Raw genomic sequence first — 13,008 nt, 5'->3', positions numbered from 1 at the left:
TCCGATCCTATTATTATTGCGTTTGAACCGGCAGTATGGCAGTTTTTAAACCTTTAGACGAAACACTCAGATTTAATTTCCCTGCCTGTTCTGTTGATTGAACAGTAACAACCAGTTTGCCTTTAAAGGCCTTCATCTTAGGCAGGTGAAACAATTCCAGGCTGGTCGCATCACCATTGGCCACCACTTTATAGGTTCCATTTCCGGTAACCTTAAAAGACAGGCTATTCTCTGCATCAGGGCATAAGGTACCATTAGCATCTACCACGCTTGCTGTAATGTAAGCAAGATCCTTCCCGTTAGCCATCAGGGTTTTACGATCGGATTCCAATAGGATATGGTGAGGTTTGCCTGCCGTTTTAACCGTTTGTTCGGCAACAGGTTTACCATTCCCGTCATAGGCAACTACCTTTATTTCTCCGGGTTCGTATTTTACATCGTTCCACATCAACCGGTACCTGCTGGTATTGGTGGTTTTATTTTTACTTTGCCTGCCCTGGCTTTTTTTGTTAATAAACAACTCCGCTGATGGGTAACTGGTGTACACAAATACGGGCGTAACCTGCCCTTCACGACCGGGGAAAGTCCAGTGTGGAACAATATGCAGGGTGGGTTTTTCGGTATTCCATTTGCTCCGGTAGAGGTAAAAACGATCTTTAGGAATGCCTGCCAAATCAATAATCCCAAAATAAGAACTGTGAGACGGCCATTTTTCATCGTAAGGCGTTGGTTCGCCCAGGTAATCAAAACCTGTCCAAACAAATTCGCCGATTACATATTTGAGTGAATCCTGCATCACAAATTCATCATCCGGAATTTGAGACCAGTTACAATATTCAAGATCGTATGATGAACTTTGATTGTCATCATACATTTTCATCTTCTGAGGCACAACAGGGAACTTATACACACCTCTTGAACTCACGGTAGAAGCCGTTTCTGACCCCAGGATCATACCTTGTGGCAGGCGGGTATAGGCATTTCCGTACCATAGTGGTTTATAATTAAACCCGGGAATATCTAATACGGAGGCAAAATTATTGTCAAGGGCATCTTTGATCCTGTCCATACCAGCAGTTACCGGCCTGGTTGGATCTTCGCGGTGGCATATATCCTGCAAAAATTTTACGATCTTACCACCTTCTTTGGTAGATTGATCAGGCACTTCGTTTCCAATACTCCACATTACCACAGAAGGATTGTTTCTGTTGGCATGAATCATGTTCACGATATCTTTTTCGGCCCACTCATCAAAAAGGTGGCTGTAGCCGTTTAAAACCTTAGGAGCCTTCCATTCATCAAAAGATTCGACCATAAGCATAAATCCCATTTCATCGCATAATTTTACCAGCTCTGGTGCAGGCATATTGTGCGAGGTCCTGATGGCATCACAACCCATATCTTTCAATAATGTAAGTTGCCTGCGCAGGGCGGCAACATTTATAGCGGCTCCAAGTGGCCCAAGATCATGGTGGTTGCAAACTCCCTTAAACTTACGGTAAACCCCGTTTAACGAGAAGCCTTTTTGCGCCTCGTATTTTATAGACCGGATTCCAAAAGTAGTGCTATACTCGTCTTTTAAAGTGTTCCCGGCATATAATTTTGTTACGGCAGAGTACAAGTTTGGTGCTTCAGGAGACCACAGCTCAGGATTTCTGACCAATAAATCTTGCTCAAACTCGTTCAAATCGCCCTCATTCAAAGCCCTGGTTCCCGAAGCTACCGTTTCGCCTTTGGCGTTTACAATAGTTGTTTGCAGGCTCAAAGCAGTGTAGTTGCCACTAAGTGAACTTACCTGAGTTTTTATCTTTACCCGTGCAAAATCTTTGTTGATTAGAGGTGTAGTAATATAGGTGCCCCAAACCGGGATACTTACCTCATCCGTAATAATGACATGCACGTTCCGGTACAAACCAGCGCCTGGGTACCAGCGCGAGGCTTCAGGTAAATTTTCAAGGCTGATGGCAAGTGTATTCTTGCCTGCTTTCATTTTGTCGGTTACATCAATAGAGAAAGCATTGTATCCGTAGGCCCAGTGGCCAACAGCCTCTCCATTCAGGAACACTTTGGGATAGCTCATGGCTCCATCAATTAAGATAACGGCTTTTTTACCTTTAGTAAAGGCAGGCGCAACAAAAGTATTACGGTACCAGGCTTTGCCAACAAAAGGTAAGCCGCCTGTTCTTCCTGTTTTTAATGATGCCGTTTTCTCACCGTTCTGTACAATCTGTACATTTTGGCTATCGTTATTCCCATCAAAAGGACCCTTTATTGCCCAATCATGAGGTATACTTACCGTTTCCCATTTTGTATCATCAAAAGCCGGGTTTTTAGATTCAGGAAAATCACCTTTGCTAAACTTCCAGTTTTTTTCCAACAGGTATTCTGTCCTGACCTGACCATGTACTGCTCCACAAAATAGCACAGTTAACAATAACATGGATAAACTCAGATAGGATGATGTTTTGATTGTACTCATCCTCAAATCTAAATGTTAAAACAGTGCGTACCAATTAAGGAAAGAACAATGTTAAAATAAGTAAATAAATGGTTTAATTTTAGTTGGTTCGATTACAAAAGCAGTTCTTAAACGAGCGGATTTGCGTTACTATACTTGCCAGCCGCACAAGGTTTTTGGTGTAGCTGAGGTTTGGAGCTCAAATTCTAACCTAGAATCAACAAAATACCGCTCCTTTTCAAGATCATTCTATTCTTCTTTAATTTTAATAGATTACAAAAACTGAGTATCCAGGCATGCCTATAAAATCAAAAGCCACCTACAACTTTCGCTACAGATGGCAGTTTTAACCGGGATAACAACTATTTGGTAAGTGCTATCTTTTCTTGCTCAACTTCTATCAAATGACTATAGAACTTCCAGTCAACGTTAGGGTTTCTCATTGCTGCAAATGATATTGTTTTAGTTTTATCATCCTGACTTGCAGAATACATCTTTTTAAAGTCTTTCAAAGTTGCTTTCATTGCGTTTAGAGCTACAAAAAATCTACGATCATAGAAAACAATGTTATTCTTGTTTCTTTTGTTAGACCTATATTCATCATTGGATGCTTCGCTATAGGCTTTCTGAAGTTTATCCAGAACTTTTAGTCTGTCGCTGATATTTTTCAATGATTCCTCAGACAGATTCATGTCTTTAATACCAGTAATAACTTTTTGATCAGTTAAGACTGTAACTCCGGCAATGTTTACTTCCTGTTTACCATCTCTGGAGAATAAATAAACAGATGGAGGCAGATCATTAAGATTGACCGAATCCAACTTCATTAAATTTTTGTTAAAGTCTGCACGGGTAGTTGATAACAATTCAACTGATAACTGTTTAACAGATTGGGCTTTAGCATTAATCATTAACAATGATAACACCATGATTTTAAGAGCGGTTTTCATGGGGCCAAAGGTATGATTAATTATTTTTTAAAGTTAAGTTAACAATAAAAGAGCTTTTGATAAATATCAACAAAGTGCCCTGAGGTTGCTTTTTAGCGTTTTTAGGAATGTAAAAAAACACAGATACTGGTTATACCCGTATTATTTATATGACTTTTTAAGTGTCTTTTGGTTTGATTGTACTGTTCTGGTAGCCCATTTACCACCCACTTTCGCCAGGCTGAACATAGATTGCCCCAACCTTTACCTCATTATCAAATGATTCTATAAAATTTAGTATTCTGCAACCTGATCATCAACATAACAGTACAACCATCGTTCCCCGGGCTCTGAAGAAATCACTACAGGATGCTCCTTGATTTTAAAGTGTTGAGACATGTGTTGTTTTGGAGAGGAATCGCAGCACAAAGTTATACCGCAAGTTTGGCAGGTACGTAAATGAACCCAATCTGTGCCCTGCTTTACGCATTCTTCACAAACAGGCTGTTTCGCCAACTTCAATTCTTTAATAGCCGATAAATGGCTGCATGGTTGATTATTTTCCATAATTATAGTTTTGATAGATATTGATGTACTTGTGTAACGGCCATTGCACCCTCTCCAACGGCGGATGCTACACGCTTTACTGAATTGAATCGTACGTCTCCCGCAGCAAAAGATCCGGGCACGCTGGTCTCCAGGTGAAAGGGAGGCCTATCAAGTTCCCAGCATTTTTTATATTGATCCAGCGCCATCACATCATTTCCGGTATACAGGTATCCATTCCTGTCCCTGCAAATGGCTGTTTCCGAGGCCCACTCTGTGTTGGGCTTTCCGCCTATACAAATAAACAGTTTTGATGTTTCATGCCAGGATTCCGTTCCCTGTTCGCTATTGGCTATTTTAATCCGTTGCAGGTAATCCTCGCCTTCCAGCGCAGTAACCTGTGAATGATACAAAACAAAAATGTTTTTGATACTGGCAATTCTTTGAATGAGGTATTCAGACAAGGTTTCGGCAAGATTTCCTTTTCTGATAACCATAAAGACGCGTTTTGCAAATCCTGAAAAATAAGTTGCGGCCTGGCCGGCTGAATTTCCCCCGCCTATGATGTATAAATCCTTGTCCTGGCAAAAAAAAGCTTCGCTGGCACCGGCTCCGTAGTATACGCCTTTATGAAAAAACCTTTCTTCATCCGGCAGGTTCAGTCTTGCGTATTCCACTCCTGTTGCACAAATATTAGCCTTCGCGACCAGTTTTTCACCAGAGGCAAAATCGACATGAATCTTATTATCGTAAAAAGTGCCCTTAATCCCTTCTTTGAGCAGTAAAATTTCCACGCCAAACTTTAAAGCCTGCTGCCTGGCCCGCTCAGCCAGATTTGCACCCGATATACCCTCCGGAAAGCCAAGATAATTCTCAATTAAAGAGCTGGTACCTGCTTGTCCGCCTACCGCTTCCCTTTCTATAAGAATGGTTTTCAATCCTTCAGATGCAGCGTAAACTGCAGCACTTAATCCCGCCGGACCCGCACCGTATATGGACAGATCATATTCATCATACTTAGGTTCCGTAATCCAACCCAGGTTACAGGCAATCTCTTCTAAAGAAGGATTAACAATTATTTTTCCATCAGGAAATTCTATTACCGGATGCTTTTGTGGATTGTCGAAAGAAGTAATTCCCTGGCCCTGCCCGTCATGCGAGAGGTCAAACCAGTCGAAATCAACAACACTTCTTTTTAAAAAATCCCTGATCGGATAAATTTCCTGAGAATCGGGAACGCCGTATAGTTTAAGTTTGTCCATACGCTACTTTGTCCTGGTTTTTATTTTTTTAATAATTTCTTCTACCGGATACTCAGCGGAGATACCATAACCATCCACAAGTAATCCTTTTATTTTTCCGTCTGTTGATGATATAGCGTATAAGATAGATTCATCTTCAGGATCTGAGGCACCCTCAAATCTGTAAAATTTATCAATCAGAAAATTTTCCGGATGCTGCGCGAGTGCATTTTGTTCATCAACGGATTTTACAGCTGTATTAAAATCGAAAGTATAGCCTTCTTTGGATAAGTGATTCATTACCTCGCTTAATGTGGTCATCTCACCTAAATGTTTCAAATTGTCGTCGCTCATCGTAAGTATTCGTTTTGGAGATTACAAATTAGCTTAAAATTTAATTAACTTATGCGTCAATTAACCTTATTTCCTTTTATACTCTAATGAATTTAGTTTGTTTCCCTCTGCAATTATCGCTCTGTTAATCTCGCTAACCCTTTTGATATCCATTTTCTCAACAGCGCGGTCGTAGCTCAGCAGTCCATTTACCTCATGTTCCACATCGGTTGTCTGGGTATAAACCGCTACACTGAGTCCCTGATATTTCATCAACTGCTCAACCTGGCTCATTAACAGCACAAACCTATCCGTCAATGCTTCAGAGGTAGGTTCATAAGCATAAGCATTATTCTCTACAGGCCACATGTGCCCCCTCACAAAAAGCCCCACCCCTCCAAATTCACCTAAAGATGCTGCCCGTTTAGCGTCGGGTTTCGAGGCATCATTAGGACCAATGTAAATGTGGGTATCCACAAAGTCTCCATTACCCGGGTCTCCCGCAGCCTTTTGGTAGTCAGGGTTATTATTAAAGCCTGAATTTCCATTAACCAGCCTGGATGGATCATACTTTTTAACCCAATCGGTAATTTTCGGCACATCGAAGGCACCCCAATTTTCGTTGAAAGGCACCCATGCAATAATGGAAGGGGCGTTATAATGCTCGTCCATAATTTCCTTAAGTTCTCTGCGGAATGCCGGCCGCACCCTGGCCGTATCTTCATTCTGGTACCATATCGCCGGCATATCCTGCCAAAGCAGCATTCCCAGTTTATCTGCCCAGTAATAAAAGCGTTTGGGCTCAGTTTTCATGTGCTTGCGAATAAGATTAAAGCCGGCATTTTTTGTAAACTCAAGATCCGACTTTAGCGCTTCATCACTTGGTGCTGTAAGAATGCCGTCTGGCCAATAGCCCTGGTCCAATAGCCCAACCTGCATGATAAACTTTCCATTCAAAAGTGGACGTACTATGCCGGCCACCTTGCCGAGCCTGATATCGCGCAACCCGAAGTAGCTGCTAATTTCATCAGTTACTTTCCCATTGCGGTCTTTAACCGAGATTTTAAGATCATATAGAAAAGGCTCTTCCGGAGACCAAAGTTTGGGGCTGGTAATGGGCAGATAAAAAGTATTTCCGGCGCTTCCTTCCCACTGTGAGACTACTTTCTTCCCATCCATGGCAACAGCAGATAAATTTGACGTGCCAGCTTCCACCTTCACCTGCAGCCTGCTATGCTCCAGATCTGGTAAAAGTCTGATATTTGTGATGTGCACCAGACTAACCGGCTCGAGCCATACACTTTGCCAGATCCCCGAACTGAAGGTGTAGTCGCCGCGGGGGCCATTCTTTCCTGAAGGCATTGTCCCGTCGTTGGAATCGTAGGCGGAGACAATAAGCTCATTACGACCCGCCTTCAAGAACCTGGTAATATCCAGCGAAAAGCCATCGTATCCGCCGGAATGAGTACCAACCTTTTGTCCATTTACAAAAACGGTCGCCTCATGATCTACCGCCTCAAAGTTAATCAGTACATTTTTACCTCTCCATTTCTGTGGAATTTCAAAATATCTGCGGTACCACATATTTACTTCCTGTTTACGCTCGATTCCGGAAATCACGGATTCAGGGCAGTATGGTACAAGGATCTGCTCGCCATTAGTGGGGAATTCAATAGGTACACGGGGATTTAAAGCAGCCTTTTTTTCTTTACCCCCAATATAGTCCCATTTTCCATTGAGCGACTTCCACTCTCCACGGACCAGCTGAGGCCGCGGATAGTCTGGAAACGGGTTTGAAGAAGCCATTGCTGCCTGAGTCCATTTTGTGGGCAGTTTAGCTGTTTGGGCGAAAGTATATCCGCAGTAGTTTACCTGAAAAAAAATCGTTAAAAAAAGGATATTTAAAATCGTATTTTTCATAAAATGTTTTAAGTAAAAGCTTATCTGGATCAACACACCAAGATAAGCTTTTTAACATTCTAAATCGATTTATTGTTAAAAATTGTTTTTGGAATGGCTTAGTGAACAAGCAATTAAGCAGGCATAACGCATATCTGAACCGGCGGTTTTTACACGCCACAATGTTATCATATATATTCTCGGATTAAAAACCTTTAAAATATCTCAAATGGTAAACACAAGGCAACTTTATCCTTCAGCAGAATAATAAACCTGTGTTGGCTATTGATCGGAAGGATACACCAAACGGAACAACTGTACCCAGAAATGCAGGTAATCGTTACCAAAGCGCACATCGAAATGAAACAGACGCAAACATGCTGCGTCTGTACATTCTTTTTGATCACCGTGTTGGATATCGTTAAATGCATTTAATCATTTAAAAATGGATAATCGACATAACCATGCGCTCCGTTCCCAAACATGGTAGCCCTGTCCGGTTCGTTGAGTGTTGCCTCTTTTTCAAATCGTTTTGGCAGATCTGGATTGGCCAGGAATAGATGGATATATAGTCGGGATCTGAAAATGCCATTTTTTTGACCGTAATCATTTAAAAGCGATTTCCCTGCCTGTAGCCCCAGGTATTACTATTTTCTTTTTCATCTTTGTATTCTTTAATTGTTGTTTATAATTGACTATGCAAATATGCTACGATCAAAAAACGGAAACTTGTATCAGATCACTGTTTTGGCCTGGAGCATTTTAATGCAGCTACCTTGATCATAAAAAAATATAGATGAACGAACTTGAAAGTTATATCCACCACCATTTCGGCATTAGTCCGGATGACTGTCAAAAAGTGAGCGGATTATTTAAACCCGAGGTAATTGAAAAGGGAAACTATTTCTTAAGAACAGGTAAATTCTGCAATAAACTTAGTTTTATAGAAAGTGGTATTTTAAGAGTTTTTGTAAAGCTGCCAGAAAAAGAAGTTACCCAATGGATAGGCACTGCCGGTTATTTCATCACAGATCTCCAGGGTTTCATGTTCAGGAATGCCTCTCGGTTTGATATCCAGGCACTCACACCAACGCGTTTGTTTACGATCGATTACGAAGCGTACTTAACGATGGGAAGACTGGTGCCCAAATGGCATGAATTTGAAAAACTGTTTACGGGTAAATGTTTTGTAATGATGGAGAACCGAATCATGGACCTCATTTCCCTGACCGCCGAAGACCGTTATCAAAAACTCTTAGAGCACAACCGTGAACTTTTTAATCAGGTACCGCTTCAATACCTGGCCTCTATGCTCGGCATGACACCTGAAACTTTCAGCCGGATACGGAGGAAAATGGTTTCTTGATTTTTGTCAAGAGCTTACCCATTGTTTCAGGCATACATTTGAGCTAACAAAAATCATTGTCATGAATCAGCAAAAAGTGATGGATTTCACCATCAGAATTGAAGAAGCAGCCATAACTGCAATAGCTATTTATTTCTTAACGAAATATAATCTGGGATTATCGGTTTGGCTGTGGGTATTGCTATTTTTTGCGCCTGATCTTTCTATGATCGGTTACCTGGTGAATACCCGCGTAGGCGCTTTCACCTATAACTTATTTCATCATCGTGCGGTAGCAATAGTTCTGCTGGCAGCTGGTTTTGCGATGCACATAGATGTACTTATCTCCATAGGATTACTACTGGTTGCACATTCATCTTTTGACCGCATGCTGGGTTATGGTCTGAAATTTCCAGATGATTTTAAACATACAAGTTTGGGTTGGACAGGAAAATAAATTTCTCAATTTCAACAACGCTTTTTGCAAATAACAACAATAGTATGGTGGAGCTCAGCATTCTCCCGGGAGAAAAACCCCATGGCATTACCATAAGTTGTTTTCAGAAACATTCACGGTCTTAAAAGGAGCACTGGAAGTAGGAAAGGGTAAAGACATTCTCCATTTGAAACAGGGAGATGTGGCGACAATAACCCCAAACGAAAAACATTATTACCATAATGTTACTAACGTAGAATGCACGGTAACCACAACCATTAATCCTGGTAATAAAAACGTTGAAAATGCTCTTTTTATTTTAAAAGGATTAGCAAATGATGGTCTGTCCACCAGAGCGGGAACGCCGAAGAAGTTTTCAGACCTGGTCTTGTTTGTCTACTTAAGCAATTCCAGAATGGCAGGCTTTCAGAAAATAGCGGAGCCGGTGTTCAACTTTTTTGCTAAAGTCGCAATCAAAAAAGGGCATCTCAACAAATTACTACAACAGTATTGTAGCGGGACGTTATAAATCTTAGCTTAAACATCCGCTGGTTCTTTCAAGAAACGTTTAGATTTATATAACACCTATTCTTCATATCATTTCTATGTTTTTTTTCTATTTTTACACAAATAATGTTTATGAATAATTCCGCTCTCAACCCTTTAAAAAAACCTACATCCGGATTTTTAAAAACCGCACTGACCTTGGTTATGCTGGTCTTTATCTGCCTGCAATCCTGTAAAAAGGAAAAAGAAAAGATCACCTCAACCGGCCTTATCACAGGCACTGTCTTAAGCAAGAACGGACTGCCGCTTTCCGGCGTAAAAATTTCCCTGGACAACGAACAGAGAACTTACGTGTTCAGCGACGGTGAAGGAAAATACACATTTGACCGCATTCCAGTTGGCGGTTACAGCATACTGGCAGCCAAGGAAAAATACCTTTCGGAAAGTAAAAGAACTACTGTAACCCAGGATGGTACCACAAAACTGGACTTTCACCTGGAAGTCGGTGAAGCAACTCTGGAAATCGAAAAGGACAGTTATCAGCTACCTTATACCAAGACTTCGAATCTCATTAAAATAAAGTCCAATACCGCCTGGATGGTAACACTTTCTACCGATTGGCTAGACGTTGACAACCCGATAGGACTGGGCGACAAGGGCATCTATGTTGTTGCGGAAGAGAACCAGGCGGATACTGCAAGGACCGCGACCCTGACACTAACGGCAGGTATGGCCGTCAAGGTTATCACGATCATCCAGTACCCCAAAATCAAGCTATTAAGTGTATCGATGACCCATCCCATTACCGATACGGTTATCTTGACCTTCAGTGCACCAGTGAGTGAAGTGCAGATCACCTCCAAATATGATCTTTGTTTAAGCGACCTCGCCTACAACAGAACACCTATGAGCAAAGAAGTACGCTTCAAATATAGCTGTGGCAGATTAGGCCAGTCCTACCCTTTCCAGGTTACCTTTAAGGATAAGATTGCTAGCTATACCGAAAACTTTAATGTGGATTTTTTCTCTAAACGGATTGCCTATCCTGCGGTCTGGAGCGAGAGCACGCCGACATACTTTGTAAGCGATGATAATAAAACAGTCTGGTTTTCTATTTTCGATACGCAGATAGTCCAAAAAATTGATATGGAAACTTTTACCGTCATTAAAAATTACCCGGTCGATTTCAAGGTCAGAAAACTGGTCTATAACCCTTACAACAAACTGATTTACCTATTAACGAATACTCCGGACATATATGTGATGGATCCCGATGACGGTTCAATTGTCAAACAGATTAAACTAGAAGTGCTGGACGGGGACAATAACACCTACCCGACCATATATCCGCAGGCTCTTGCTTTTACCAGCTCCGGCATCGGAGCAATGGTCTGCGGCGCGAGGGTGAGCAGTGCCACCAGTTGGAAGATGATAGACAGCCGAAAAAACGACCTGGTTTATTACCATAAGCAAAAGGATAAAAACTATGAATATGGAAAGATAGAAGTCAATTATGACCGAACCAAACTGATTATCAAAGCTTATTTCAGTAATATCACTTTCAGTATAGACCCTGTCCAGGACGTGATCAGGGATATAACCATTCCAGTAAATGGTTCCCTTGGTGGAGTGGTTCCGAATAAAAAGAACAATAACCTCTATATGATCCAGACCTATGAGCAGTATATACACAACCCAGCAAACAACTACCTCAGCAAGATAACCTATCTGGCACATGGCAATGCGGGCGATTTTAGTTATAGAAGCGGTGAAGAGGAGATTATCTATGCTTTTGATACCGATAACTGGCTGCAGATACTGGATTATAAGAACGGCAAAACGCTGCTTACTTTCCCAACAATAAATGAGCTTTATTATGGTAAACCAATATCTACCACTAACGGCAGGTATTTAGTTAATTTTGGCAACTTTACCTTGTTCAGGTTTGATACAGAACTGTTCACAGTAAAAGGCCAAATTAATAAAACCGCAGTCAAGACTGCTTTTGTTAAATAAGGCCTGGATACAAACTTGACTATGTTTATCACCTGCAGTCGGCCACTAATGGCCCTTTACGGGATGGCCATAGCTTACCTCCAGATTGGTATATGCTGCCAATATTGATAGATAGTTATTGTTCGGTTATTCTAATGACCGTAGTTATAGCCATGGAGCCAGATTTAGCCGATGGAAAGATACTCATCGTTGGATTACCCAGGTAATGAAGCCTAATCGAAAGTAACATTTCTCATCTTATTTGCAATAGTAAGCCTCAAAGTGTCCTTTAAAATCAATATTCTGTTCCGGCCATTTCACATTAACTTGACCGCTCACCTTATCCCCTGTGATGGAACTGATGGTGATAATGGTTTGTTCTGAAGAGAATAATGAACCATTCTGACCGCTGGGGTCGCCCGGATCATTAACCAGGATATAGGTATCGTTGCCCGAAAAAGTGCCTGTCTTTTTGGGCACCGTCAGTCGTATCGAAAAATCACTCAATGGCGAGCTACAGGTTTTAGATCCATCTCCTGCCAGGTATATACTGAACAGGTCTTCGGGGCGATAGTTGTTCATACTAAATTTTGTATAACGCTCCAGTGTCACTTTCGCCGTAAAAGGCGATCCGTATAGCTTTCCTGTAACTACCGTCGGCACATCTACCTCGGGTTGGGGTTGATCTTCCTTTTTCTTACAGCAGGTTAATATACTGATCAGTAAGATTAGACAAAAGAATCGTTTTAGGAGCTGATAAAAAGTCATTGTTATTGGCGTTAGGTAAAAGTATAGGAAATTGATAGGATTGAGTAATGCATCATTGAAAGACCGGAATGTTAAGATTTCATCCTGACGGAGCCCAGGCAAACTTCACCTTCTTCGATTCCCGTAACCCATACATCTAAAAATTTAATCCGGTCTCTGGTCAGCGTTTCCAGGTATATTGATTCGCACATGGGTGCCACCGAACCATAGGTTCCGCTCTTGGGGTATTTAGCGGCCAGTTCTGCATCACGAAGCTGAATCCAGAGCCGTTGTGCATTCCTGAATTTTTTAATGAAAGTAGTTTCCCTGAAATAGCTTTTCAGGATCTTTTGGTACACGCCATTTAGTTCCGCATCTGCCTTTTTATAGTCAGAATAGGCATTCATATTCATGGCAGTTTGTGACTGTGCAAAAGTCGAACCGCTAAAGAGCATAGTCATAACGACAAAAGCCAACAGGAAAATCGGGGATTGGTACAGGTGTTTCATGGGTTTAATTATGGATATTACCAATCTAAACCATAGAAAGATCCTTTTGTTTGAGCAATTTTT

Annotated in this window: 11 protein-coding genes and 1 pseudogene; 4 read left to right on the top strand and 8 right to left on the bottom strand. The window is 41.4% G+C overall.

What is annotated here, in order from left to right:
• Window positions 1–13 precede the first annotated feature (13 nt).
• The 6 genes from galB to KYH19_RS00875 form a co-directional block, all read right to left on the bottom strand.
• The gene (galB, locus tag KYH19_RS00900; protein WP_255562520.1) at window positions 14–2,479 is read right to left on the bottom strand and encodes a beta-galactosidase GalB; all 2,466 of its coding nucleotides are present in this window, start codon (window positions 2,477–2,479) and stop codon (window positions 14–16) included.
• Between the two features lie 341 nt (window positions 2,480–2,820).
• Complete coding sequence (locus KYH19_RS00895) at window positions 2,821–3,408, bottom strand: hypothetical protein (RefSeq protein ID WP_219077217.1); 588 nt, start codon at window positions 3,406–3,408, stop codon at window positions 2,821–2,823.
• A gap of 273 nt (window positions 3,409–3,681) precedes the next feature.
• Window positions 3,682–3,954, bottom strand: coding sequence for a UBP-type zinc finger domain-containing protein (locus KYH19_RS00890; protein WP_121282124.1), 273 nt, complete (start codon window positions 3,952–3,954; stop codon window positions 3,682–3,684).
• A 2-nt stretch (window positions 3,955–3,956) separates the two neighbouring features.
• Window positions 3,957–5,195 carry an NAD(P)/FAD-dependent oxidoreductase gene (locus KYH19_RS00885; RefSeq protein ID WP_219077216.1) on the bottom strand — a complete coding sequence of 413 codons (1,239 nt, stop codon included), beginning with the start codon at window positions 5,193–5,195 and terminating at the stop codon, window positions 3,957–3,959.
• A gap of 3 nt (window positions 5,196–5,198) precedes the next feature.
• Window positions 5,199–5,528 carry a phosphoribosylpyrophosphate synthetase gene (locus KYH19_RS00880; protein WP_219077215.1) on the bottom strand — a complete coding sequence of 110 codons (330 nt, stop codon included), beginning with the start codon at window positions 5,526–5,528 and terminating at the stop codon, window positions 5,199–5,201.
• 66 nt (window positions 5,529–5,594) lie between these two features.
• Entirely contained in the window at window positions 5,595–7,427 is a 1,833-nt protein-coding gene (locus tag KYH19_RS00875) for a glycoside hydrolase family 2 protein (protein WP_219077214.1), read from the bottom strand.
• 775 nt (window positions 7,428–8,202) lie between these two features.
• Between KYH19_RS00875 and KYH19_RS00870 the strand changes: the two genes are divergently transcribed.
• The 4 genes and pseudogenes from KYH19_RS00870 to KYH19_RS00855 all read left to right on the top strand — a co-directional run bounded on the left by KYH19_RS00870 (window position 8,203) and on the right by KYH19_RS00855 (window position 11,710).
• On the top strand, window positions 8,203–8,772 hold the full coding sequence (locus tag KYH19_RS00870) for a Crp/Fnr family transcriptional regulator (protein ID WP_219077213.1): 570 nt from the start codon (window positions 8,203–8,205) through the stop codon (window positions 8,770–8,772).
• Window positions 8,773–8,833: 61 nt separating this feature from the next.
• Window positions 8,834–9,208: a DUF4260 domain-containing protein gene (locus KYH19_RS00865; RefSeq protein ID WP_219077212.1), complete on the top strand. Its 375-nt coding sequence runs from the start codon at window positions 8,834–8,836 to the stop codon at window positions 9,206–9,208.
• Window positions 9,209–9,266: 58 nt separating this feature from the next.
• Window positions 9,267–9,716, top strand: a pseudogene (locus KYH19_RS00860) (cupin domain-containing protein); the annotation flags it as partial.
• A 110-nt stretch (window positions 9,717–9,826) separates the two neighbouring features.
• Window positions 9,827–11,710, top strand: coding sequence for a carboxypeptidase regulatory-like domain-containing protein (locus KYH19_RS00855; RefSeq protein ID WP_219077211.1), 1,884 nt, complete (start codon window positions 9,827–9,829; stop codon window positions 11,708–11,710).
• Between the two features lie 237 nt (window positions 11,711–11,947).
• On the opposite strand, the gene KYH19_RS00850 is transcribed toward KYH19_RS00855, so the two are convergent.
• Window positions 11,948–12,457 carry a hypothetical protein gene (locus tag KYH19_RS00850; RefSeq protein WP_219077210.1) on the bottom strand — a complete coding sequence of 170 codons (510 nt, stop codon included), beginning with the start codon at window positions 12,455–12,457 and terminating at the stop codon, window positions 11,948–11,950.
• Between the two features lie 71 nt (window positions 12,458–12,528).
• A complete protein-coding gene (locus KYH19_RS00845) occupies window positions 12,529–12,945 on the bottom strand; it encodes a lysozyme inhibitor LprI family protein (protein WP_219077209.1) in 417 nt (138 codons plus the stop codon).
• Window positions 12,946–13,008: the final 63 nt, after the last annotated feature.

Origin of the sequence: Pedobacter sp. D749, from assembly GCF_019317285.1 — a bacterium.
Taxonomy (GTDB): Bacteria; Bacteroidota; Bacteroidia; order Sphingobacteriales; family Sphingobacteriaceae; genus Pedobacter.
This window is presented reverse-complemented; position numbering and strand designations above follow the sequence as displayed.

Bases quoted from the DNA above. Each gene is read 5' to 3' on its own strand.
- KYH19_RS00845 (WP_219077209.1), bottom strand. From the start codon at position 12,945: ATGAAACACCTGTACCAATCCCCGATTTTCCTGTTGGCTTTTGTCGTT.
- KYH19_RS00890 (WP_121282124.1), bottom strand. From the start codon at position 3,954: ATGGAAAATAATCAACCATGCAGCCATTTATCGGCTATTAAAGAATTG.
- KYH19_RS00855 (WP_219077211.1), top strand. From the start codon at position 9,827: ATGAATAATTCCGCTCTCAACCCTTTAAAAAAACCTACATCCGGATTT.
- KYH19_RS00895 (WP_219077217.1), bottom strand. From the start codon at position 3,408: ATGAAAACCGCTCTTAAAATCATGGTGTTATCATTGTTAATGATTAAT.
- KYH19_RS00885 (WP_219077216.1), bottom strand. From the start codon at position 5,195: ATGGACAAACTTAAACTATACGGCGTTCCCGATTCTCAGGAAATTTAT.
- KYH19_RS00865 (WP_219077212.1), top strand. From the start codon at position 8,834: ATGAATCAGCAAAAAGTGATGGATTTCACCATCAGAATTGAAGAAGCA.
- KYH19_RS00870 (WP_219077213.1), top strand. From the start codon at position 8,203: ATGAACGAACTTGAAAGTTATATCCACCACCATTTCGGCATTAGTCCG.
- KYH19_RS00850 (WP_219077210.1), bottom strand. From the start codon at position 12,457: ATGACTTTTTATCAGCTCCTAAAACGATTCTTTTGTCTAATCTTACTG.
- KYH19_RS00875 (WP_219077214.1), bottom strand. From the start codon at position 7,427: ATGAAAAATACGATTTTAAATATCCTTTTTTTAACGATTTTTTTTCAG.
- galB (WP_255562520.1), bottom strand. From the start codon at position 2,479: ATGAGTACAATCAAAACATCATCCTATCTGAGTTTATCCATGTTATTG.
- KYH19_RS00880 (WP_219077215.1), bottom strand. From the start codon at position 5,528: ATGAGCGACGACAATTTGAAACATTTAGGTGAGATGACCACATTAAGC.